Annotated in this window: 19 protein-coding genes; 2 read left to right on the top strand and 17 right to left on the bottom strand. The window is 63.6% G+C overall.

The window, feature by feature from the left end:
- Window positions 1-97: 97 nt before the first annotated feature.
- Window positions 98-931 carry a PEP-CTERM sorting domain-containing protein gene (locus tag GYH35_RS07335; RefSeq protein WP_161828055.1) on the bottom strand — a complete coding sequence of 278 codons (834 nt, stop codon included), beginning with the start codon at window positions 929-931 and terminating at the stop codon, window positions 98-100.
- Between the two features lie 189 nt (window positions 932-1120).
- On the opposite strand from GYH35_RS07335, the gene GYH35_RS07330 reads away from it, so the two are divergent.
- Both GYH35_RS07330 and GYH35_RS07325 read left to right on the top strand, forming a co-directional pair.
- Window positions 1121-2293, top strand: coding sequence for an alpha/beta hydrolase fold domain-containing protein (locus GYH35_RS07330; protein WP_161828054.1), 1173 nt, complete (start codon window positions 1121-1123; stop codon window positions 2291-2293).
- Between the two features lie 4 nt (window positions 2294-2297).
- On the top strand, window positions 2298-3551 hold the full coding sequence (locus tag GYH35_RS07325) for a DUF418 domain-containing protein (RefSeq protein ID WP_161828053.1): 1254 nt from the start codon (window positions 2298-2300) through the stop codon (window positions 3549-3551).
- Between the two features lie 6 nt (window positions 3552-3557).
- Here the strand turns inward: GYH35_RS07325 and GYH35_RS07320 are convergent, their stop codons facing one another.
- The 16 genes from GYH35_RS07320 to GYH35_RS07245 all read right to left on the bottom strand — a co-directional run bounded on the left by GYH35_RS07320 (window position 3558) and on the right by GYH35_RS07245 (window position 22012).
- The gene (locus GYH35_RS07320; protein ID WP_161828052.1) at window positions 3558-4118 is read right to left on the bottom strand and encodes a hypothetical protein; all 561 of its coding nucleotides are present in this window, start codon (window positions 4116-4118) and stop codon (window positions 3558-3560) included.
- Window positions 4118-4351: a hypothetical protein gene (locus tag GYH35_RS07315; RefSeq protein ID WP_161815211.1), complete on the bottom strand. Its 234-nt coding sequence runs from the start codon at window positions 4349-4351 to the stop codon at window positions 4118-4120. Before GYH35_RS07315 ends, GYH35_RS07320 begins: the two co-directional genes overlap by 1 nt.
- The gene (locus GYH35_RS07310; RefSeq protein ID WP_161815212.1) at window positions 4348-6381 is read right to left on the bottom strand and encodes a carbon starvation CstA family protein; all 2034 of its coding nucleotides are present in this window, start codon (window positions 6379-6381) and stop codon (window positions 4348-4350) included. Before GYH35_RS07310 ends, GYH35_RS07315 begins: the two co-directional genes overlap by 4 nt.
- 74 nt (window positions 6382-6455) lie before the next feature.
- The gene (locus tag GYH35_RS07305; protein WP_161828051.1) at window positions 6456-7769 is read right to left on the bottom strand and encodes a cytochrome c; all 1314 of its coding nucleotides are present in this window, start codon (window positions 7767-7769) and stop codon (window positions 6456-6458) included.
- Between the two features lie 63 nt (window positions 7770-7832).
- Window positions 7833-8261, bottom strand: a complete 429-nt coding sequence (locus GYH35_RS07300; RefSeq protein WP_202624147.1) for a CHRD domain-containing protein — start codon at window positions 8259-8261, stop codon at window positions 7833-7835.
- Window positions 8262-8456: 195 nt separating this feature from the next.
- Entirely contained in the window at window positions 8457-8927 is a 471-nt protein-coding gene (locus GYH35_RS07295; RefSeq protein WP_116811970.1) for an Lrp/AsnC family transcriptional regulator, read from the bottom strand.
- Window positions 8928-9216: 289 nt separating this feature from the next.
- A complete protein-coding gene (locus GYH35_RS07290) occupies window positions 9217-9690 on the bottom strand; it encodes an Lrp/AsnC family transcriptional regulator (RefSeq protein WP_161815214.1) in 474 nt (157 codons plus the stop codon).
- A gap of 23 nt (window positions 9691-9713) precedes the next feature.
- Window positions 9714-11117: a dihydrolipoyl dehydrogenase gene (lpdA, locus tag GYH35_RS07285; protein ID WP_161828050.1), complete on the bottom strand. Its 1404-nt coding sequence runs from the start codon at window positions 11115-11117 to the stop codon at window positions 9714-9716.
- A gap of 4 nt (window positions 11118-11121) precedes the next feature.
- Window positions 11122-12603 (bottom strand): dihydrolipoamide acetyltransferase family protein, encoded by a 1482-nt coding sequence (locus tag GYH35_RS07280; RefSeq protein WP_161828049.1) that lies wholly within the window; start codon window positions 12601-12603, stop codon window positions 11122-11124.
- A 3-nt stretch (window positions 12604-12606) separates the two neighbouring features.
- The gene (locus GYH35_RS07275) at window positions 12607-13620 is read right to left on the bottom strand and encodes an alpha-ketoacid dehydrogenase subunit beta (protein ID WP_161815217.1); all 1014 of its coding nucleotides are present in this window, start codon (window positions 13618-13620) and stop codon (window positions 12607-12609) included.
- Window positions 13621-13623: 3 nt separating this feature from the next.
- Complete coding sequence (locus tag GYH35_RS07270; protein WP_161828048.1) at window positions 13624-14901, bottom strand: thiamine pyrophosphate-dependent enzyme; 1278 nt, start codon at window positions 14899-14901, stop codon at window positions 13624-13626.
- A 160-nt stretch (window positions 14902-15061) separates the two neighbouring features.
- Window positions 15062-16165, bottom strand: a complete 1104-nt coding sequence (locus tag GYH35_RS07265) for a hypothetical protein (RefSeq protein WP_202624146.1) — start codon at window positions 16163-16165, stop codon at window positions 15062-15064.
- Between the two features lie 25 nt (window positions 16166-16190).
- On the bottom strand, window positions 16191-17594 hold the full coding sequence (locus GYH35_RS07260) for a COG4315 family predicted lipoprotein (RefSeq protein ID WP_235936733.1): 1404 nt from the start codon (window positions 17592-17594) through the stop codon (window positions 16191-16193).
- A gap of 69 nt (window positions 17595-17663) precedes the next feature.
- A complete protein-coding gene (locus GYH35_RS07255) occupies window positions 17664-19013 on the bottom strand; it encodes a DUF1552 domain-containing protein (protein ID WP_161815220.1) in 1350 nt (449 codons plus the stop codon).
- A gap of 23 nt (window positions 19014-19036) precedes the next feature.
- Window positions 19037-20782, bottom strand: coding sequence for a DUF1592 domain-containing protein (locus tag GYH35_RS07250; protein ID WP_161828046.1), 1746 nt, complete (start codon window positions 20780-20782; stop codon window positions 19037-19039).
- A 258-nt stretch (window positions 20783-21040) separates the two neighbouring features.
- A complete protein-coding gene (locus GYH35_RS07245; RefSeq protein ID WP_161828045.1) occupies window positions 21041-22012 on the bottom strand; it encodes an MBL fold metallo-hydrolase in 972 nt (323 codons plus the stop codon).
- Between the last annotated feature and the right edge of the window lie 21 nt (window positions 22013-22033).

The raw sequence follows: 22033 nt of genomic DNA, 5'->3' as shown, positions 1-22033 counted from the left end.
TCGATCGCTCGATCTTACTCATCCGCACGGTGGAAGCCACCGGCGTGCCGGAGCCCCTGGAGCACACCGGAGCAAATTTACAGCATCGAACACGCAATCAGCCCGTGGCGGCGAGCTCGCGGCGCCGACGGCTCGTCAGCGCCACGCCGAGCAGGCCGACCATCAGCAGCGCCAGCGTTTCGGGCTCGGGGACTTGGGTCGCTTGGCCGTCATCGCCGACGCCACCGCCAACCGAGTGGCCGTCCGTGCCGCCGGCGGGCGTGCGGCCGATGGTTCCGTTGTTGTTTCCAGCGTTGTTTCCAGTGTTGTTTCCAGTGCTGTTTCCGGTCGCCGGGTTCGGCCTGCCCGCCTGGAAACCCAGCGACCCGTGGGACGTTTGCCATGGAATGAGGCTGTTATTTCCGGCCGCCGAGGACTGCTGACCGAGCCCTTGGCTGAACGTGCTCGCCCCCGTCAGCCCCGCCCGGTTGCCGCCACCGTCCGGCGCCCAACCCCAGATCGAATGTGCCTGACCGGTGACATCCAACTCATTCGATTCCGCGGCCGGGTCGACTGACGTATCCATCAGCACGGCCGTGACAGGCATGAGCCGCACGCCAGCGTCGGGAGCCACGCCCTCTGGAAGCGGCCGACTCCGCGCATGGGAGGACGAGATATCCAGCTGCTGGCAGTTGCCGAGCGGACCCGAGCTCGCGCTCCAGTAAGGCCCAGCCTTCTCGTTGGACTTCATTCCAACGGCCGGCGCCGCGCCGGCGGGCCGGCTGGCCCGGGTGAAAGTTACATGTGTGCGCGTGGCCCCATCGACAGCCCCGCTGACCTCGGTGCCCGACTCATAAGCTTCCACGCAGATTGGAATCAAATGCGCCTGGGCCGCTGAAGTCGCCATCAGTACGCACAGCCCGGTCATCGCAACCCATGATTTCTTACTCATTGTTGGATCCTTATGGAGCGGATATCCGTCGCACGAGTGTGATTGTTTGTACCTTGCGTTGCGGCTCGCGATGATCGTGATGAGGGGCAGTGGTGCCACCCCAGCACCGACGCGACCGTTTTAGTCAACTCCCGCGACGACGCCGATCCGATACAAAGCACCGTGACGCTTAAGCACGGGCTAACAAAAATGATCGAGCGACTCGGCATCGTCGTCCTGGCCATGGTTGCACTCACCGGCGCCGCTCAACCCGAAGATGGGTTCCGGCCGACGCCCGAGGAGCAAAAGCGCTACGAATTAATGTCCCAGTCGGAAGCGTGGTTCCTCAAATCACTCGCCGGACCGAGAGAAATCATCGACGGGCAGCGGCTCGATCCGAAGCTGCAGTATTACTTCGAAGAGCGTCGCCGCCGCACGCCCGAGCAGGTTCAACGCGGGCTCGCGACCTTTCTCGATCCCCAGGCGCGAATCGTCACTCGCGAGCGCCTGGCGCGCGAATGGGCGCTGTTCACCAAAGTCACCGCGCCCATGCACGCGGTCGAAGATCGCAAGATCGATGGCCGTGGCGGACCCATTCCTATTCGTATCTACACGCCTAAAACCGGCCCCGGCGAGCCGTTGCCGCTGCTCGTGTATTTCCATGGCGGCGGCTGGCTATACAGCGGCATCGACGCGACCGATCGATTCGCCCGCCTGGTCGCGAACGAGGCGCGCGCCATTGTCATGTCCGTCGACTATCGCCTGGCCCCCGAGCATCTATGGCCAGCGTCGAACGACGATGGAGAAGACGCGTTTCTATGGGCGCGCACGAATGCGAAGCGCCTGGGCAGCGAGCCGGAGCTCGTGGCCGTGGGCGGCGACAGCGCCGGCGGACACATCTCACTGAATATCTCGTTGCGCCAGATCGCGGCGAAGCGCCCGACGCCCGCCTATCAACTGCTCTACTACACCTCGAGCGACTTTGCCGAAGCCGATGAGTCTTATCGATTATTCGAGGAAGGCTACGGCCTGGATGCAACCTTCCGCGCCTTCATGATCGACACCGTCTTTCCGGGCGAGCTGCTCAAGCAGGCCACCCAGGAGCTGAACGGCGCAAGCTTCGCCGGCATGCCCGCGACCATCGCCGTCTCGGCCGGCTTCGACATGCTGCGCGACTCCTCGCGCCGCTTGACGGAGCAGCTGACAAAAGCCGGCGTGCCCGCCATGTATCTGAACTATCCGACGCTCGCGCATGGGTTCTTGCAGTGGTCGGCGGTAGTTGCCGACGCCGAGCGGGCGTCGGTGGATACGGCGCGACTTTTCGGCACGGCGATTCGCAGTCGCGCCGCCCTGCTCCGCCAGCAAGCGCGCGGCCGGGAGTGACGCCATGACGATCGTCACCGCCGAGCGCATCAACACGCTCGATGCCATCCGCGGCGCGGCGGTTCTGGGCATTCTGCTGATGAACATCGTCGATCTCGCGATGCCCGGCTACGCCTATTACGATCCTTATTATTACGGCGGTGCCGAGGGCGTGAACTTCGCGACCTGGGCGATCAACTACGCTCTCTTCGACGGCAAGATGCGCGGGCTGTTCACGATGATGTTCGGTGCGAGCACCGTGCTCATCGCCGAGCGCGCATTGAACTCAGGCGACAGCCCGGCGCGCATTCATTACGCGCGCATGTTCTGGCTGCTCGTGTTCGGCATGATCCACGTTTGGTTCATCTGGTATGGCGACATCCTGGTGCTCTACGCCGTCGCCGGCATGATCGCGTTCATCGCGTGGCGCTGGTCGGTGCGAACCTTGATCGCAACCGGGGTTGCGCTGCTCGCGCTGAAGCTGATGCTTGCCGCGTGGACCTACACCGGGATCAAGGGCTTGGAAGAAGCTGCCAGTCAGCCTGATGCGCCCGCCGCGGTGGTGGCGCAGTGGCAGGCGGTTAAAGAGAAGATGACCTTCCCTGCGCCGCAGACGCAGCTCGATGGTTATCGCGGCAACTATGTCGATGCCTTCAAAACGCGCGCGCCGATCACGATGTACATTCTCACCGAAGCGCATCCGCTTGCGATGACGGACACGCTCGCGCTGATCGCTTTCGGCATGGCGCTGTTCCGTCTCGGCTTCTTCTCAGGCGCGTGGCCGAGACGCACCTATCAGCGAATCGCGCTATGGGGATTCGCGATTTGCGTGCCGTTACACATTCCGCTGATCCTGTGGAACGATGCGGATCGTTTCTCACCCATCACGCTGCATATCACCGAGGCGTTGCACCTGTCGTTGCTGCGACCGTGGCTGGTGCTCTCGCATGCATCGCTCATCGTATTGTTCATGCAGTCGGGCGCGGCGCGCTGGCTTGCCGATCGATTGATCGCCGTCGGACGCATGGCGTTCACGAACTACATCGCCATGAGCGTAATCTGCGTGCTGCTCTTCCACGGCTACGGCTTGGGACTGTACGGCGAGCTCGAGCGCTGGCAGTGCTATCTCATCGTGCCGCTGATCTGGGCCGCTTTGCTGTTGTGGTCGAAGCCGTGGCTCGAGCGCCACGCCTATGGGCCGCTCGAATGGCTATGGCGCGCGTTGACCCGAGGGCAGCGGCCGGCGTTGACTCGGCCAGCGCCCGATCCGACGACGTGATCGCGATCAGACGGCGGTCTTGCGATCCAGGCGCTTCAAGATCTGAGGCGCGAGCTTCTCTTCCAACGCGCTCGTGCGCGCCTCACCGCGTTTGGGCATGAATACGGACAGGCCGAAGCTCACATCGCCCTTGCGAACGGCGAGGCCATCGCCCCACCACAGCGCCTCATCGCCGAACTTGCGAGGCACGGGCTGATTCGCGATCACGCCCTGGTCGGCGGACTCATGAAACGCCTGCAGAAACTTCTTCGCCATGTCGCGCCCCGCCGGCCAGCGCTGCGCGTTCAAGATTACGAAGCGGCGGCCTCGGCCGGGCGCGGTTTGATCCGGCGCCTTGCCGGGCTCGATGGTCCAGAAGCAGGTCGATGAATACTGCCCGTCGCGCGACATGCCCTCGTCCTGACGGCGTCCCTGGTCGACCGGCAGTCCGATCGCGGCGGTGATGTCCGCCGGCGTGAGCAGCTCGCACGCGTTGATTTCAAGCGATGGCTCCGCCGCGAAGACGGCAGAGCCCATCGCACCGGACAGCAATGCCGTCGCCATCGCCGTTGCGAGCGCTCGTTTCATCAGGAGGCGAGCCCGTGTTCGTGCGGTTGTAACGGCGCGGCGAGACTCTCCCCGCAACGCTTCAGCGAGATGCCATGCATCGTCGCCTTGTTTCGGATCGCAGAGCGCGTCCTGCGCAACGTGACGCAAATGGTGTCGAGCGAAGCGCCGGCGGTCGCGAGCTGCCGCAGCTGACGGATTTCCTCGGTCGACCAGGTGTTGGCCGGAATGGATCTGCGAAGTGTGTGGATCATGCCGCTCCTCGGGCCGGCGCCTCCGAGCTCGGGGGCACCGGCAAGCCTTGTACGACTCGCATGCACACGCGCGCGGTATCGGCGATCACGATCCAGAGAATCAGCGTCAGCACGATCGCAAGCACGGCATCGAGACGTTGGTTGAAGATCAGCTGTGGCGCGACCGCGGCTTGTTCCGGGGTCAGGGTGCCAGCAGCCAGTTTCGATGCGATCTGATCGGCAGCGGCCAGGAAGCCGATTCGCACATCGTCGGAAACGACCTTTTGCCAGGTCGCCACGGTGGTCACGAGCGTCAGCCACGCCAGCGGCACGCCCGTCACCCACGCAAAGCGCAGTTTACCTTGTTTCACCAGGATGCCCGTGCAGATGCACAGGGCGATGCCGGCGAGCAGCTGATTGGAGATGCCGAACAGCGGCCACAGAATGTTGATGCCGCCATTCGGATCGATCACGCCGATATACAGGAAGTAGCCCCAGCCGGCGACGATCAGTGCGCTCGAGATCAGCACGGACGGATACCAGGAGGTCTGACCCAGCTTCGGCCAGATGTGACCGAGCGCATCCTGCAGCATGAAGCGGCCCACGCGCGTGCCGGCATCGAGCGTCGTCAGAATGAACACGGCCTCGAACATGATCGCGAAGTGGTACCACAGCGACAGCATGCTCTGACCGAAGGTCGAGGCGAAGATGCTCGCCATGCCGACCGCGAGCGAGGGCGCGCCGCCGGTGCGAGCAAACAACGTCGACTCGCCCATTTCCTTGGCGAGGAACGCCATCTGATCGACGGTCACCGGGAAGCCCCAGCTCGTGATCGTCGCAACCGCAGCCTCCGGCGTTGCGCCCACCGCGCCCGGTCCGCTGTTGATCGCAAAGAACACGCCCGGATCGAGCATGGTCGCCGCGATCATCGCCATGATGGCGACCGCGGACTCGAGCATCATGCTGCCGTAGCCGATCATGCGCACATCGCCTTCATTGGTGATGAGCTTGGGCGTCGTGCCGCTCGAGACCAGCGCATGAAAGCCCGAGATCGCGCCGCAGGCGACGGTGATGAACACGAACGGAAACAGCGAGCCGCCAAAGATCGGGCCGGAGCCATCGACGAACTGCGTCAGCGCCGGCATGTGAATCTCCGGACGCATCACGATCACCGAGATGAACAGCAGCATCACCGTGCCGAGCTTCAGGAACGTCGAGAGATAATCGCGGGGCGCGAGCAGCAGCCACACCGGCAGCACGGCGGCGATGAAGCCGTAGCCGATCACGAACCAGGCGAGCGTGAGCGCGTCGAGATCGAAGAACTGACGAATCGTCGGGTGGCTATCCACCCAGCCGCCGCCGCCGACCGCAAGCAACAACAGCGCAACGCCGATGAGCGAGGCTTCCAGCACGCGGCCCGGACGAATGTCCTTCATGTAGACGCCGACCAGGAGCGCGATCGGAATCGTCGCGAACACGGTCGAGGTGCCCCAGGGGCTGTGGCGCATGGCGTTCACGACCACGAGACCGAGCACAGCGATCAGGATCACCATGATGACGAGCGTGCCGATCATCGCGGCGTAGCCGCCGATCGGCCCCATCTCATCGCGCGCCATCTGGCCGAGGCTCCGGCCGTTACGACGCGTCGAGAGGAACAATACCGTCATGTCCTGCACGCAGCCGCCGAGCACCGCGCCGACCAGGATCCAGATCGTGCCCGGCAGGTAACCGAATTGCGCGGCGAGCGTGGGACCGATCAGCGGGCCGGGGCCTGCGATCGCGGCGAAGTGATGACCGAAGACGATCCACTTATTGGTCGGGACGTAGTCGCGTCCGTCGTTCAAGCGAACGGCGGGCGTGACGCGACTCGGATCCAACACGAGCACCGAGGTTGCGACCCAGGCGCTGTAGAGACGATAGCCAATGGCGTAGACGCAGGCGGCCGCGACGATGAGCCACATCGCATTGATGGACTCGCCCCGGTGCACCGCCAATCCGCCGATTGCGAATGCGCCGACGATGGCGACCAGCAACCAACCCAGTTTCTTCATTCAACCCCCGCAATCGGCAACGCGCACGCTCGCACGCACGCGCCGCCAATATTTCTTGACTGCTGGTCCCGCGCTTAGCGCTGCTTGGCCACTTGCTCTTCGCTGACTGCGCCGCCGACGTTGCCCCATGCGTTGCGCATGTAGCTGGCAATGTGCGCCACTTCTTCATCGGCGAGTTTCTCGCCGAAGTTACCCGGCATGTCCTTCCAGCGCTTCGGTCCCGACAGCTTCGCCAGGTGCGGCCCGTAGAGAATGACGTTGATGAGCGAGGCCGGATTGCTCGCCTGCACCATCGGATTGCCCACCAGCTTGGCGCCCGCATCGGCGCTCAACGCGCCCAGGCCGTCGGGCTGATGGCAGGTGCCGCAGTGAAGGTTGTATAGGGCCTCGCCGGACTTGAGCACGTCGGCGCTCGCGGGCTTGCCGATGTCGCCCTCGTTCGCGGGCAGGCTCTTCAGATAGGTCGCCATCGCCAGCGTATCGGCATCGCTCAGGTGACGCGTGCTGTTCACGATGACTTCGTTCATCGGGCCGTGCGTCTCGCTGAAGGAGTTGCGGCCGGTCTTCAGATACGCGGCCACTTCTTCGACGGGCCACGGCCCCAGACCGTTCTTCGCGCTGGTGAGATTGGGCGCCGACCACTGCCGGATCTCGCCGGTCACGACCTTGTCGTTATATTCGCCGCCCGTATACGCCATGCTGCTCTTCTCCGCGCCCATGAAGTTGCGCGGGGAATGACAGGCGGAGCAATGCCCGAGTCCTTCGACCAGGTACGCGCCGCGATTCCACTCCGGGGATTGCGCCTCCTCAGGCTGGAAGCGGCCTTCATCGAAGAACATGGCTTTCCAGATGCCGAGCGCCCAGCGCTGGTTGGCCGGGAAGCTCATCTCGTTCTCCGGCGTCTGGCTGTTCACCGGTTTGACGATCTTCAAGTACGCATACAGCGCCGCAACATCCTCATCGGACAGCTTCGTGTAGGCGGTGTATGGGAAGGCCGGATACAGATGCGCGCCGTCGGGCCGCACGCCTTCACGCACCGCGCGAGCGAACTGCTCCTCGGTCCATTTGCCGATGCCGGTTTCCGGATCGGGCGTGATGTTGGTCGAATAGAGTTTGCCGAAAGGCGTCTCGAAGGCGAGACCGCCGGCGAAGGCGGCGCCGCCATGCGCCGTGTGACAGCTGACGCAGTTGCCGGCGCGCGCGAGATATCGCCCGCGCTCGACCAGCGAGTTGGCTTGATCGCCGCTACTCGCAGCGGGGCTGTCGGCGCGGCTCGAGTCCGCGATCGACAGTCCCGCGACGCTTGCGACTGCGAATGTGAGAGCAAGTGTTACCCAGGTGGCGGCGACGCGTGCGCGTCGGCCGCCTGCAATGTTCAATTTCGTCATTTGTTATCGAGTCCGGCCGATTCGCACCGCTTGATGATGGATCCCCCGCCGCCGTCCATTACGTTACGGCTTCAGCTGGCCCCGGATCTCTCCGCCCTTGTGAGCGGCGCTGTGCACGTTCACGTACAGGTTGCCGGCCTTGAACGCCTTGTACTGCTCTTCGGTGAGCTTCGCGCCCGGCGGTGTGCTCCAGGCTCCGCCCTCGCCCTTGATGAGCGTGACGACCGGCGGACCGTTCTTGCCGGCTTCGGCGAGATGAATGTGAGCGGCGACGCCTTCGATGCCCGTGGTCTTCACGGTGCCGCTGACGGACATGTCCTTGCCGATCGCGATCGTGCCTTCACCCATGGCCTTGGTGGTCACGGCCGGCACTTCCTCGGCGCCCGTGAGTGTGACTTTCACGTCTTCGGCGCTCGCCGCGAGGCTCACGGCGAAGATACCCAGCGCAAGACACGTGCTACCGAACATCTTTCCGGCACGATGCGTAGTCATATATCCCCCTCGAGCGTAGCGCTCTGGTGAGCCCTTGCGGGCCGTTGTTACGGCACCCTCGAGCGGCGCCGTTGTTGCTAACAAAAGCCTACTCCTGCCGCTAGGCAGGAACTTCGCGGAAATGCGTCCCCAGCTCGCGCCTTGCGCATGATGTATGCGTATTGCACCGAGCTGGCGGCGGCGACATGCGTCGTTTCAGATCTTCAGCGGCAGCGAAGTCGTCGACTTCACTTCCCAGGCCGCGACGAACGAATTCACCTCGCGGATGTTGGGCACCGTGGAGAGCTTGCCGAAATAAAATTTCTCGTAAGCCTCCATGTCGCGCACCACCACGCGCAGCAGGAAATCGTAGGCGCCGAGGATCACGTGACATTCGAGCACTTCGGGGAAGCTGCGAATGTATTCGGTGAATTCCTGCAGGCTCTGCTGATCGTTGCGGATGACCTTCACCTGCACGAACAGCTGCGTGAGCAGGTTCAACTTGCGGCGATCGAGCATCGCCACGATGCGGGTGATATAGCCTTCTTCCTTCAGGCGTTGGATGCGCCGATAACACGGCGATTGCGATAAGCCCACCGAGTCTGCGATCTCGGCGGCCGAGTGCGAGGCGTCCTCCTGAAGCGCACGCAAGATTTTCAGATCGATCTTGTCCAGACCTTCCATCATTCCCCCTCTCAATACGCGATCGGTGCGCCCGTAATGTGCTGGTCGGGCATCTACCGTTTACAAGGCATGTCTTAGGACGATTTTGTGCGGATCGGCGTGTTCGGTGCGTTTACTTATCAACCTCGGCGGCTTTGGTGGCGTAGTGATGCACGTAATTTGCGACAGTTGCAAGACGCTAACGTCGTTCTAGGGAATTTATGAAGAAGGTTTCAGGTAAAGGAGCACAGGCGCACGCAAGCCTCCGCCGCGCAAGGCGCGGCGGTGTTGCGTTCGATGACAAAGTTCGTTGCTAGACGTGCAACGGCCAGGCGGTCGTGGTTTTTATTTCCGAGGCCGCGACGTAGGAAGTGACCTCGAGAATGTGCGGCACGCGCGAGAGCTTCTCGAAATAGAACGTCTCGTAGGCGTCCATGTCCTTGGCCACCACACGCAACAGGAAGTCGAAGACGCCGAGCACGACGTGGCACTCCATCACCTCGGGAAAGGCGCGGATCGCCTCGGAAAACTCGGCCAGGCTCGCGCGGTCGTTCTTCACGACCTTGACCTGCACGAACAGCTGGGCGCGCAGGCCGAGCTTCTGACGGTCGAGCAGGGCCACGATCTTGGTGATGTAGCCGTCATCCTTGAGCCGCTGGATCCGGCGCCAGCACGGTGACTGGGACAGGCCCACCGCTTCGGCGACCTCCGCCGCCGAGAGCGATGCGTCCTGTTGCAGGACCGACAGGATCTTGTAGTCGATTTTGTCGAGACTGCCATTGCTCATGGCGCTTTTTTCCTCAGCAGCCATTAGACGTGCAACGCATGGCCGAGCCCGGCCAGCGATGCCTCGAAAAACGCCTCCGACAGCGTCGGGTGGGCATGAATCACACCCGCCACATCCTCCAGCGTCGCGCCCATCTCGAGCGCCAGCGCGAACTCTCCCGAGAGCTCCGAGACGTGCGCGCCCACCGCCTGGATGCCGAGCAACCGACGGTCGTGCTTGCGTGCCACGATGCGCACGAAGCCGCCCGCCTCGCCCGCTTCCATCGACAGCGCGCGTCCGTTCGCGGCGAAGGGGAACTGCGAGGTGATCACTTCGATGTCCCCCGCGCCGGCATCGCTGGGAGAAAGACCCACGCTGATGATCTCCGGTTCCGTGAAACACACGGCAGGAATCGCGACCGGATCGAAACGACGGCGCTGGCCGGCGATGAGTTCGGCGACCATCTCGCCCTGGGCGGCGGCCTTGTGCTCGAGCATCGGCTCGCCCACCAGATCGCCGATGGCCCAGACGTTACGCATCGAGGTGCGGCACTGATCGTCGACGTGCACGAAGCGCCCGCTCATGTCGATGCCCATGTTCTCCAGGCCCCAGCCCTGGGTGCGCGGCCGGCGGCCGACGGTGACGAGCACCTGCTCAGCCTTCAACGCAAGCGAGCGGCCGTCCTGGGTCTTCGCGAACAGCGAGCCTGCCTCGAAGCCGATGACGGTCGCGCCCAGGTGCACCGGCACGCCGTTCTTCTCCAGCCACCGCGCGACCGGTTTCACCAACGCGCTGTCATAGAGCGGCAGGATGCGGTCCTGCGCTTCGATCACCGTGACATCGACGCCCAGCTTCCGGAATGCGGAACCGAGCTCGAGGCCGATGTAGCCGGCGCCGATGACGGCAAGGCTCTTGGGCAGGCTTTGCAACGACAAGGCTTCGGTCGAGGAAATGATCGGCCCGCCAAAGGGCAGGCCCGGCAACGCGACCGGCTCCGAGCCCGTCGCGAGCACCACGTGCTCGGCGGTGATGCTGATCTGTCCACCGGTGGTCTGCACGACGCAGGACTTCGCATCGACGAAGTTCGCCCAGCCGGAGATCACCTGCACCTTCGCGCGCTTGAGCAACCCCGCGACGCCTTCCTTCAGCCGGTTCACGACGCCGTCTTTCCACTTCACCGTCTCGGCGAGATTCAGCGTCGGCGGCGCGCTCAGGGAGATGCCCAACGTGCCGCCCTGCTTCGCGGCCTCGCGCACGTTGGTAAATTTTTCCGCGGCGTGAATCATCGCCTTCGAGGGAATGCAGCCGCGGATCAGGCACGTTCCGCCCAATCGATCCGCTTCCACCAACGTGACCGGCACGCCAAGCTGCGCGGCCCGAAGCGCGGTGACGTAACCGCCGGGGCCGCCGCCTACGACCAACAACCGTGTCTTGATGTGTTCGCTCATGGGATCACCGAACGAAAATGGTGGCGGGCTGCTCGAGCACCGCGCGCAGGCGTTGAATGAACTCGGCGGCTTCGGCGCCGTCGATGACCCGATGGTCGAACGAGGAGGACAGATTCATCATCTTGCGAATCACGATCTGCCCGTCGCGCACCACCGGGCGCTCGACGATCTTGTTCGGTCCGATGATCGCGACCTCGGGACGATTGATCACAGGCGTCGCGGAGACACCGCCCAAGGGACCCAGGCTTGTGATCGTGATGGTCGAGCCCGTCAGCTGCTCGCGCGAGGCCTTGCCGTCGCGAGTGACGGTTGCGAGCTGCCCCACTTCAGTGGCGCAGTCCCAGAGGTCACGGGATTCGGCGTGCTTGATCACAGCGACCAGCAGACCCCGCGTGGTTTGCACGGCCATGCCGATGTGCACGGGCGCGCTACGGTGGATCACGCCGGCTTCATCGTCGTAGGTGGCGTTCATCTGCGGGAACTCACGCAGCACCCGGACGAGTGCACGCATGAGAAACGGCAGCAAGGTCAGCTTCGGCTGATCTTTCGCGCGGGTCGCGTTCAAGTGAGCGCGGAGCTCTTCGAGCTCGGTCACATCGACTTCTTCCACATAGGTGAAATGAGGAATGTGACGTTTCGCCGCCTGCATGCGCTCGGCGATCTGCCGGCGCAGGCCGATGACGGGGATGTCCTCGCCGCCTGCGAGCTTCGTGTAGAGATAATGATTGCCGCCGCTTTGAGCAGGCTCGGCATGTCCGATCCGTGAGGGGCCGCTGGTGCCTTCTTCTGCGAGGTAGGCGTCGAGATCGGCGTGGAGGATGCGCCCCGTGGGGCCGGTGCCACGCACGAACTGCAGCTTGATGCCGAGTTCCTCCGCACGTCGACGCACGGCCGGCGATGCCGCCGGACGCTCGCCCCGACGCGGCTGAGTGCCGGCGTCGTGAGCGCGGCTGAAGCCTGAGACGGCGTACGCCGATGCATCGCCGCTGCGGCTTGCGCCTGCGGCTGCCCTAACTCCTGAGTCAGCGCTGCGGCTCGCGCTGCGAGTTGAGCCAGCAGATACACCTGCGCCCGAGCTCGCGCCCGAACCCGAGTCCGCGCTGCGCGCTAGCGCATGCGCGGCGCCGGAGGCCAGCGTGAGCGGGCCTGTTCCGGTGCGACGCTGCTCGGAAGCTGCTTGGGCTGCAACCGCGACCGGTTGCTCAACGGCTGCTGTTTGTTTGTGTTGATCGGCCGAGGCGCCGCCGGCGGTCTCCAGCACGACCAGCACCGACCCGACAGCGGCCTTCTCGCCCGCCTTGCCGGCAATGCTCTGCACGATGCCTGCGACCGGCGAGGTCAATTCAACCGTCGCCTTGTCGGTCATCATGTCGACCAGCGGCTGGTCCTCTTCGACGCGATCACCGACCTTCACGCGCCACTCGGCGATCTCCGCCTCGGCCGTGCCTTCACCCACATCGGGCAGTTTGAAGCTGTACTGTCCCATGCGTTATGCCTCCATCGCCTGGCGCATCGCCGCGGCGACGCGCGTCGGGCCCGGGAAGTACTGCCACTCGAACGCGTGCGGATAAGGAATATCCCAACCCGTGACCCGCTCCACCGGCGACTCCAACTGATAGAAACATTCGCGCTGAACTAACGCCGCAAGCTCCGCCCCGAAGCCACTCGTTTTCGTCGCCTCGTGCACGACGATGCAGCGGCCGGTCTTGTTGACCGACGCCATGATGGTCTCGAGATCGAGCGGAATCAGGCTGCGCAGGTCGATGACCTCCGCATCGACGCCACTTTCCTGCGCGGCGGCGAGCGCCACGTGCACCATCGTTCCGTACGAGAGGATGGTGACATCCTCGCCCGGACGCACGATCGATGCCTTACCCAGCGGCACGCGGTAGTAGTCCTCGGGCACCTCCGAGGCCGGATGCACCGACCAGGGCTTCACCGCCACATCGTGACGACCGTCGAACGGGCCGGTGTAGAGCCGCTTGGGCTCCAGGAAAATCACCGGATCGTCATCTTCGATCGAGCTGATCAGCAGGCCTTTTGCATCGTAAGGCGTCGAAGGAATCACGACCTTCAAGCCCACGACGTGCGTGAACAGCCCCTCGGGACTTTGACTGTGCGTCTGTCCACCGAAGATGCCGCCGCCGTACGGCGTGCGCACGACGATCGGCACGTTGAAGTCGCCCGCGGAGCGATAACGAATGCGCGCCGCCTCCGATGTCAGCTGATCGAACGCCGGGTAGATGTAATCCGCGAACTGGATCTCCACCACCGGGCGCATGCCATAAGCCCCCATGCCGATGGCCGCACCGACGATGCCGCCTTCGGCGATCGGGGTATCGAAACAACGGTGCGCGCCATATTTCTTTTGCAATCCATCGGTGGCGCGAAACACGCCGCCGAAGTAGCCCACGTCCTCGCCGAACACCACGACGCTCGGATCGCGAGCCATCATGGTGGACATGGCCGAGTTCAGGGCCTGAATCATGTTCATCGTCGCCATGATCTAGAATCCCGCCTCCTGGCGCTGCTTCAGCAGCCGCGGATCGGGCTCCTTGAACACGCCTTCGAACATCGTCTTGGGGCTCGCGGTGTGGTTGTTTCCATGCACACCCCTGGCCTCCGCTTCCTTCTGCAGATTGCGCACTTCCGCCGTCACTTCCTCTTGCAGCGACGCATGCTTCTGCTCGCTCCACTCGCCACGGGCGATCAGGTGCTGTTTCAAGCGCGCAATGGGATCACCCAGCGGCCACTTCGCACCTTCATCGGCCGGGCGATAGCGACTTGGATCATCGCTCGTCGAGTGCGCTTCGGCGCGATACGTGAAGAGCTCGATCAGCGTCGCGCCATGATTGGAGCGAGCGCGCTGCGCGGCCCACTTCGTCGCCGCATACACCGCGAGGAAATCGTTGCCGTCGACGCGCAGCGCCGGCAGCCCATAGCCCACGGCGCGCGCCGCGAATGGCGCTTCATCGCCGCCTGCGATGCCCTGGAACGAGGAGATCGCCCACTGATTGTTCACGACATTGAGAATGACCGGCGCGCGATACACGGACGCAAACGTCAGCGCGTAATGGAAATCGCCTTCCGCCGTCGTGCCATCGCCGATCCAGCTCGCAGCGATCCGGGTATCGCCGCTCAACGCCGAGCCCATCGCCCAGCCGACCGCTTGGATGAACTGCGTGCCGAGGTTGCCCGAGATGGTGAAGTAATTGTGCTCGCGGCTCGAGTACATCACCGGCATCTGCCGGCCCAGCAGCGGATCGAGCGCGTTGGAATACACCTGCCCCATCATCTTCAGGAGCGGATAGCCGCGCGCGATGAGCAAGCCCTGCGAGCGGTAGCTGCCGAAGAGCATGTCGGTGCTCTCGAGCGCTGCGGCCTGCGCCACCGCCACCGCTTCCTCGCCGGTGCTCCTCACATAAAAGGAACATTTGCCCTGACGCTGCGCGCGGTACATGCGCTCATCGAACACGCGCGTGAGCATCATGTTGCGAAGCCCCGCGATCAGTGTCGCGCTCGAGATCTCCGGCGCCCACGGCCCCACCGCATGGCCGTTCTCATCGAGCACACGGATCAGCTCGTAGGCTAGATCGTGCATCGCTCGCGGCTCGGCATCGAGCGCAGGCCGGCGCACGGCGCCCGGCGCCGATAAACGAAGCTTACTGAAGTTGACCGGCTCGCCAGGACGTGCGGCGGGCTCGGGAATTCGCAGCGTCAGGGGCGCGTTGCGCGCCGGTCTGAGCGCCACCGCCTGACGATCCAGGCGGGTTGAATGCAGCATGACAGCCCCCTAAACAACGTTCGTTGTCTACTTGTATTGGGGCAGTCTAGCTAGCGCATCGCGGTTATTTCTTCGCCAAATTCGCGCCGCGAACCTGCCTTCACGCATGATCGTGGCAAGCATGGGTGCGCAGGGCCGAAAATTCCTGCGCACCCACTTGTTACTGCTTCGACACCAGTTCCTTCTGCTCCGGCTGCTGCACGTACACCTGCGTGAACTTCACTTTCACGGCCGAGGAAATGGCCGTGTTCTTGCCGGTTTTCGGATCGGGATAGCCATCCGCCAGGCGCATCATCGCCTTGTACTGCGAGGGCGAGGAGAGCTGGCCGTAGCTGTGATGATGCGTCGACCAGGAGGTATTCAAATGATGATTGAACGCCTTCACATCGACGAAGCCCGCCATCAAGCCTTCGGCGGCTTCCGGATCGAGCTTCAACTTCAGCTCGAAGCCGCGGAACACGTGATAGCCGCTCGTGCCGAAGGTGACACCCCACGGCAGCATCACGCGATCGGCAGGCTCGGTGATGAGCACGCCATCGACGATCTTGCCCTTCAGCTTGCTCACATATTCCTTGCCCCAACGCATGTCGATGCGCTGCGTGCCGCCAGGAATGAAGCCCTCGCCCGTGGCATCCTGCAACAGGCCATCGCTGCCGCGATAGGTCGTGACAACGACCGCGTCATCGTTCTTCAGGCTATCGACTTCGGTCAGCTCGATGACGATGCGCGTGTCGTCGTAGCTGCGCATGAAGAGATTCTCGAAGTGATTGATCGTGCCCATCGTGCGGTAATGGCCGATGCAGCCGATCACGCGATAGAGCTGATTGTCGATACCCTTCTCGCCTTCGGGACTCAGGAAATCTTCCGGACCGACCTTGCCGTCCAGGTTCAAGCCATAGGAGGTGTTGCCCTGGGCTTCTTTGAACACGAACGACTCCGGCGCGGTCGTCGGATGCCACTGCTCGCCTTCGCGCTTCAACTGCGCCTCGACGATGCTGCGCTTCTTGCCATCATCGAACAGCTTCTTGAACTGCTCGCGCGGGCCGTCGTTGAAGCCTTGCGGACATTCGGTCTTCGCGCCTTCGGTCTCGTACACGGCCCAATACTTGTGGGTCATCACGTAACCGATGCGGCGATCCTTCAACGCACCGCCGCCTTCCTGCAGCGGCACGGGCTGCGCGCTCGCAGTGGACAGCGCAACGGTCACCGAGGCGGCGAGCAGCGAGCCTGCGACGCTCATCATTCGAACTGCATTGCTCTTCATCTGAAGCTCCTGAGGTCGCCGAGGGTTAGCGATCGTTCGCCGTGCGACCGACGTTGTTGTTGCGATAATCGTCTCGCACCCAGTACGCCCGGAAGCCATTGCGCTGACCGTTGAACTCACCGTAGTTGTCGCCGTTGGCATCGCCTGGCTTCAAGTCCTCGCCATAGGTGTACACGGGTCGACCGCGGTACGCCCACACTTGCATCGCGCCGGCATCGCCCGGCTTCGCCCACTTGCCGGTCTTTGGATCGATCGTGACGACCGTCCACAGGCTGCTGTCGGCTTTCGCGCCCGGAGAGGCCTTCACATAGGGAAACGTCGCGTTACAAACATTCGGATCGAAGTTGCCGCAGATGGCCATGCGATACACCTGCGGGGAATCGGGGTGATCGCAGGTCTGCTGATCCAGCGCATCGTCGTTGCATTGATAGATATAGATGGTCTTGCCATCCTTATCCGCGAGCACCTGACCGATGCGCGAGTCCTGCACCGTGAAGTCCGCCGGCGGCGGCAGCGCACGCTGCGTGTACACGTTGTGCCAGCCCGGATTGTCGCTGCCCGTCACCGCACGCGCCTTCTTCTCATGCACGTAGGTATAGAGCGGCTGGCCGCGATAGGCCCATTGTTTGATGCCGGGCGAGCGCTCGACCACGCTCCAGTCACCCTTGGTCTTCGCGGTCTGCGGCGCAATTACCGGATCCCAATCCGACAGACACTTGTCCGTGCAGTTGGACTTGCCCGGTGCGTCCGCATCCGAGGCATACACCGAGAAGCCTTTGTACGTCGTGATCATGTGGCCGGTGCGAAACGGAACCACATCGAGCTCGGGCGGCACATCGGGCGGCGGTCCGATCGGTTGACGCACGATGCCTTGCGCACCGCCGCTCAACGCGTTGGTGCCGCCGAACACATCGCCAGCCTTCTTATCGAGGCTTGAGGTGTACACGGGATAGCCATCGAACGCCCACTGACTCTGGCCGTTCTTGCGCTTCACCACGGTCCACTTGCCGACCGGCTTCGCATCGGCGGGCGCGAGCACCGCCGGCCACAGCTGCTCGCAGCTCTTGCGAGTCTCGAGCTCGGGCAGCAGGAAGCCCGGCGGATACGGGCTCATGTAGCCCGAGGTTTCTTTGTAGATCGTGTCATCGCAGGTGGAGACGCCGCTGTTACGACGATCGCCCGCGTTGCCGTTACGAAGATTGCCGAGCGGCCAGGTGTAGAGGGTCTTGCCCTCGGCGGTCGCGAACACCGGGCCTTCGAGCTCGGTCTCGATCACCTGGATGCCCGCAGGCATCGGCACCTTCACATACGACTCGGTGTCCTTGGCGTCTTTCGACTGCCAGTACGGACCCGTCGCCGCCAGCGTCGTCTGGCTGACGCCGGCGCCGACCAGCAGCGCCGCGGACAACAACCATCGAAGTCTATTCATCTCACTCATCCCCCTAGGCGCTCGGCCTGCCGACATCGGTCGGCCGCCGAGCCTCTCACTCGAAGCAAATCAGCTCAGCCGAGATACCAGGATCTCACCGAGCTCCTGCGAGGTGTTGTTGCTGTTCACGCCCCACGACGGCTTGTCCACGCCCATCAGCTTCAGCGCGGTGTAGCCGATGCGACAGCCCGTGGTGCCCTTGCCATCGATGTGCAGACCCGTGCGCACGGCGCCACCGCAACGGCCGGCCGTGAAGATCGGAATGTGATCCAGGCTGTGCACGCGAGCGTAGCCGTGGTCGGTCGTGCCCATGATGAAGACGTTATCGAGCAGCGTGCCGTTGCCCTCCTTCACCTTGGTGAACGCCTCCACGAAGTGCGCCCAACCTTCCATCGCGCGACGCGTGAACCACGAAGCAGTCGGCTGATAGCCGAGCTTCATATCCACCGGCTCTTCGTGCGTGGTCGTGTGGTGCGGCTTCTCGTAGCCCGGCTTGATGGTCGAGGAGTTCGCGTTGGTGTAGGCCATGTTGAAGACGCGCGTCTGATCGCACGCCAGCGCCATCACCAGGAGCTCCGTCATCATCTTGTGACGGATCGCGATCGCTTCGGCTTCCTGACCCATCGCAGGATCCACCGTGATCTCACCCGGACGCACGCAGGCTTCGATCGGCTCGGGCTTCTCGAGGCGCTGCTGGAACTGCTGCTCCAGGTGACGCAGACCGGTGAAGTACTGATCCAGGCGCGCGCGGTCATCGGCCGGCACGGCCTGCATCAAGCCCTTGGTCTGATCCATGACGCCCGAGAGCACGCTCCGACGCACCATGATGCGCGGATCGGGCGTGAAGGTCTTCGCGTTCGGATCCGGGAAGTCAGGCCCGAACAGGCGGGTGTAGAACTGCAGCGGCGACCACTCCGGGGCGTTCGGCGTGTTGCTGTTCTCGTAGCTGTAGGTGTTACGCACGTCGCCCGTGGCCGTGGCCGTGAGCGACTTGAAGCGCGTGCCACCGCCGATCTGGTTCGCGATCGTCACGTCGATGGTCTCACCCGGAATGTCCTTGGTGTCCTTCGGCGCAGCGCCGGTGCGGGCGATGACCCAGCCGGTGTAATGACACAGGTTCTGATAGTTGTCGCGGAACGCCTGCGTGTTGGTGATCAGGTTGATGTGCTTCTTGATCGGCGCGAGCGCCGCGATCTCCTCGGGCAGATCGAAATCCTCGCCGTACTTCTTCGGCACGAAGATGCTCGAGTTCATGCCCAGGCCCCAACCCCAGGTGCCAAAGCGCACCGGCATCGGCTTGCCATCGGCGAGCGCGGTGCCGTTGGTGTTGAGCATGCAGTTCAACAAGGGCAACGCGACGTTCACCGCGGCGCCGCCAACCATACCTCGCAGGACTGTCCGTCTGGTCAACTTGCTCATGTGTGATCTCTCCGCAACGGCAATCAGTTCTTATCGTGGCTGCTAGTCATCGCCACGGTTTGTGTTTCATTCGCGGGCGCCGCCGTGTCGACCGTGGTGGTCGTCGGCAGGTGCTCTTCGATGAGGATTTCCTCGGTCGGCTCGCGCGACTCGGTCGCATTCACCTTCTTCGCCTCCGTCACGGTCTGGAAGGCGTCCGAAAGCGTGATCGTGCGCAACACCTCGGGCAGCTTGTAGCCGGCCTTCTCGAACTCGGCGGTGTAGAACTTCAAGAGCGGACGATCGGAAGGCTTGGCCGCGCCACCCGAGCCGTAGCTGTACAGCCGATCGACGAGGCAGCTCGGCAGCGCCGGATTGTCATGCAGCGCTTTACCCAAGCCCACCACATCGGCGAAGTGCACGCCGTCGAGCTCACCGCTCGTATCGATCGTCGCGCCGTTCTCTTGCGTACGGAAGCGGCCCGCGCCATCGAAGCTCTCGAGCGCCAGGCCCATCGGATCGGTGATCTTGTGGCAGCCGGCGCACGCGGGATCTTCCAGGTGCACGGCGACGCGCTCACGCTGCGTCTTGTAGTGCGCATCCGGATTTTCGAGCTTGCCGAAGTCGACGTTCGGCGGCGGCGGCGGCACGACCTGACACAGCAGGCGCTCGCGCAGCGCGCGCCCACGCAGCGTCGGCGAGCTGCGGCCCGGGTGCGCACGCAAGGCGACGAAGCTCACCTGCGTCAAGAGGCCCTGCCGCGGGCTGTCTTCGGGGAACGTATATTCCGTCCAGCCACGCGAGGCCGGGATCTGATACAGCGGCGCGAGCGCCGGCGACATGAAGGTTTCGCGCGTCGTGTAGAGCTCGCGATAGTCTTCCTGCTTGTGGATCAGGTGATCGACGATCGTGCGCATCGTCTGCTCCCGGGCGTCGGCCGCGGTCGCCCCGGTGAAGAACGGATAGACCGTCGGATCCTTCGAGAGCGCATCGAAGTCATCGAAGCCGAGCATGTCATCGAAGAACGCGCGCATGCCGTCTTCCAGCCGCGGGCTTGCGAGCATCTGATCGACCACTTTCTTCAAGCCACGATCGCTGTCCAGATCGCCGTTCTCGGCGGCCGTGAGCACCATGTCATCGGGACCTGCGTCCCACAGGAAGAACGAGAGGCGCGAGGCGAGTGAATAGGCATCGAGGCGACGGCTGCCGTGCTTGTCGGCCTTCTCATCGCTCGTCTCGACGATGAAGAGCACCTCGGGGCTGATCAGCATCGCCTCGAGCGTGAGCTCCACGCCTGCGTAGAAATCGTTGAGCTTGTCGGCGGCCGTGTTCGCGGCGGTCACGTACTTGCCCAGCTCCTCCTCGGAGAGCTTGCGCCGATGCAGGAGCCGGCCGGTCTGCGAGAAGAACTGCTTGGCGCACTCCGCATCGGCCTTCTTCTCATCGGCGGGCGTGCACGGGATCAGGTAGTTGCGGCGCTCGGGGGCGACGACTTGAGCTGCGATGCTGCTCGCGGCGCGCTGGAACGTTTCGATCTTGCCTGCGGTGACGCCGGCGAGCGCCGCGCCGTTTGCGAGCAGACCGTCGGTCCGACGCAGTGGCGGGAACTTCATGTCCATGCTCACGCTCGAGCCGAACACGTTCGCGACCGTATTCAAATACTGCTGGGTGGTGATGACTCGCACGCGCGGCGGCGTGCCGGGATTCTCGGGCTCATCTTTGCCCGCGCAGCCGGCCAACAGCAGGCTGGTCAGGGCAACTGTGCTGAACGCACGGATACATGACTTCACTCTCAACGTCCCCCTACCGATCAACCTACAGCGATGCACAGTATCCAGCGCTCCACGGAGCTAGACCTGTTCTATCTGCTGTTCAGAATGTACGCCTAAGGCGCTACATGAACTTTGTTTTTTTTGCCGCGAATGTGGAAATTTTCCGTCCGGTGTCAGGCGTTTACCCTGAGTTTCGGAAGCCACTCGCAAGGCTGGCCGGCGGGTCGCTTTGGACCACACCGAACCTGAACTAGTTCCACGATGCGGCCCGACCACTCAGGTCTCCGGCAGCTTGCCATCGAGCTCGAGGTATACACGAGCGATGGCGAGCGGCGCCTGGGAGCTGCGTAGCGCCCAGTCGGCATACGGGCCCCAGTTCGCATGCTCCGCGGCCGGACAATTCGCCGCCGATTCGCAGGCGTAACCCGCGGCTTTGAGGCGCTTCGCCTCCTCGATGACATAAACCAACGCCTGCCTCGCCTCGTCCAACTCGCGCCTCATGATCGCCGGCTCGTCGATGAAACCGTGGCCAGGGATGTACCAAGTGGGGTTCAAGTACACCGCCTTGCGGATCGTCGCAAGCCACTCGGTCGGATAGGCTGAACGCATGGCCGGAAATACGTCCCTTAAATAAATTTCACCCAGGAACAGCACGCCGATCTGCGGCATCCAGGCGACCAGATCGCCGCCGGTGTGGGCGCGCCCCAGGTTCAGAATTTCGATTTGCGCGGCCCCGAGACGCAGCGACCGCTGCTCGGAGACGAGCATGGTCGGCGGATTGGGATCCTTCGCAAGCCGCCGCTGCGAAGCCGGCGAGCCAATGAAGACGACGTTGGGATACGCCTCTTTGAAGGCGGCGTTGCCGCCCACGTGATCGATGTGATCGGAGGCGATCACGACATATTTGATGGGCTCATCGGTGAGCTTCTTGATGTTCTCGATCATGAGCCTGGTCTGGGGCACATCGCCCTGACCGTCGATGACCACCACGCCGTCGCCCGTGACCACGATCAGGCTCACCGTGTTGACGATGACGCCCTGCTTGTCCGGCGAATGCAGGCCTTCATAGGCATACACGTTGCGCTCGAGCTGCTGCCAACGTGGGAAGTCTTTCGGTGTGAGATTGCGTTTGGAAATATCCGCCGAATGCGGCGAGTCCACGCCGGACGGCTCCGCACTTGAGGCGGCGTGAGACAGCAGCATCGCCCAGCCCAGGCAGGCCAGCGCGAGCATACTCGCTCTTTTCATGTCATCCCCCGAGCGGAGCGG

It is taken from the genome of Steroidobacter agaridevorans (genome assembly GCF_009932555.1).
Lineage (GTDB): Bacteria > Pseudomonadota > Gammaproteobacteria > Steroidobacterales > Steroidobacteraceae > Steroidobacter > Steroidobacter agaridevorans.
This window is presented reverse-complemented; position numbering and strand designations above follow the sequence as displayed.

Bases quoted from the DNA above. Each gene is read 5' to 3' on its own strand.
- GYH35_RS07335 (WP_161828055.1), bottom strand. From the start codon at position 931: ATGAGTAAGAAATCATGGGTTGCGATGACCGGGCTGTGCGTACTGATG.
- GYH35_RS07330 (WP_161828054.1), top strand. From the start codon at position 1,121: ATGATCGAGCGACTCGGCATCGTCGTCCTGGCCATGGTTGCACTCACC.
- GYH35_RS07325 (WP_161828053.1), top strand. From the start codon at position 2,298: ATGACGATCGTCACCGCCGAGCGCATCAACACGCTCGATGCCATCCGC.
- GYH35_RS07320 (WP_161828052.1), bottom strand. From the start codon at position 4,118: ATGAAACGAGCGCTCGCAACGGCGATGGCGACGGCATTGCTGTCCGGT.
- GYH35_RS07315 (WP_161815211.1), bottom strand. From the start codon at position 4,351: ATGATCCACACACTTCGCAGATCCATTCCGGCCAACACCTGGTCGACC.
- GYH35_RS07310 (WP_161815212.1), bottom strand. From the start codon at position 6,381: ATGAAGAAACTGGGTTGGTTGCTGGTCGCCATCGTCGGCGCATTCGCA.
- GYH35_RS07305 (WP_161828051.1), bottom strand. From the start codon at position 7,769: ATGACGAAATTGAACATTGCAGGCGGCCGACGCGCACGCGTCGCCGCC.
- GYH35_RS07300 (WP_202624147.1), bottom strand. From the start codon at position 8,261: ATGACTACGCATCGTGCCGGAAAGATGTTCGGTAGCACGTGTCTTGCG.
- GYH35_RS07295 (WP_116811970.1), bottom strand. From the start codon at position 8,927: ATGATGGAAGGTCTGGACAAGATCGATCTGAAAATCTTGCGTGCGCTT.
- GYH35_RS07290 (WP_161815214.1), bottom strand. From the start codon at position 9,690: ATGAGCAATGGCAGTCTCGACAAAATCGACTACAAGATCCTGTCGGTC.
- lpdA (WP_161828050.1), bottom strand. From the start codon at position 11,117: ATGAGCGAACACATCAAGACACGGTTGTTGGTCGTAGGCGGCGGCCCC.
- GYH35_RS07280 (WP_161828049.1), bottom strand. From the start codon at position 12,603: ATGGGACAGTACAGCTTCAAACTGCCCGATGTGGGTGAAGGCACGGCC.
- GYH35_RS07275 (WP_161815217.1), bottom strand. From the start codon at position 13,620: ATGGCGACGATGAACATGATTCAGGCCCTGAACTCGGCCATGTCCACC.
- GYH35_RS07270 (WP_161828048.1), bottom strand. From the start codon at position 14,901: ATGCTGCATTCAACCCGCCTGGATCGTCAGGCGGTGGCGCTCAGACCG.
- GYH35_RS07265 (WP_202624146.1), bottom strand. From the start codon at position 16,165: ATGAAGAGCAATGCAGTTCGAATGATGAGCGTCGCAGGCTCGCTGCTC.
- GYH35_RS07260 (WP_235936733.1), bottom strand. From the start codon at position 17,594: ATGAATAGACTTCGATGGTTGTTGTCCGCGGCGCTGCTGGTCGGCGCC.
- GYH35_RS07255 (WP_161815220.1), bottom strand. From the start codon at position 19,013: ATGAGCAAGTTGACCAGACGGACAGTCCTGCGAGGTATGGTTGGCGGC.
- GYH35_RS07245 (WP_161828045.1), bottom strand. From the start codon at position 22,012: ATGAAAAGAGCGAGTATGCTCGCGCTGGCCTGCCTGGGCTGGGCGATG.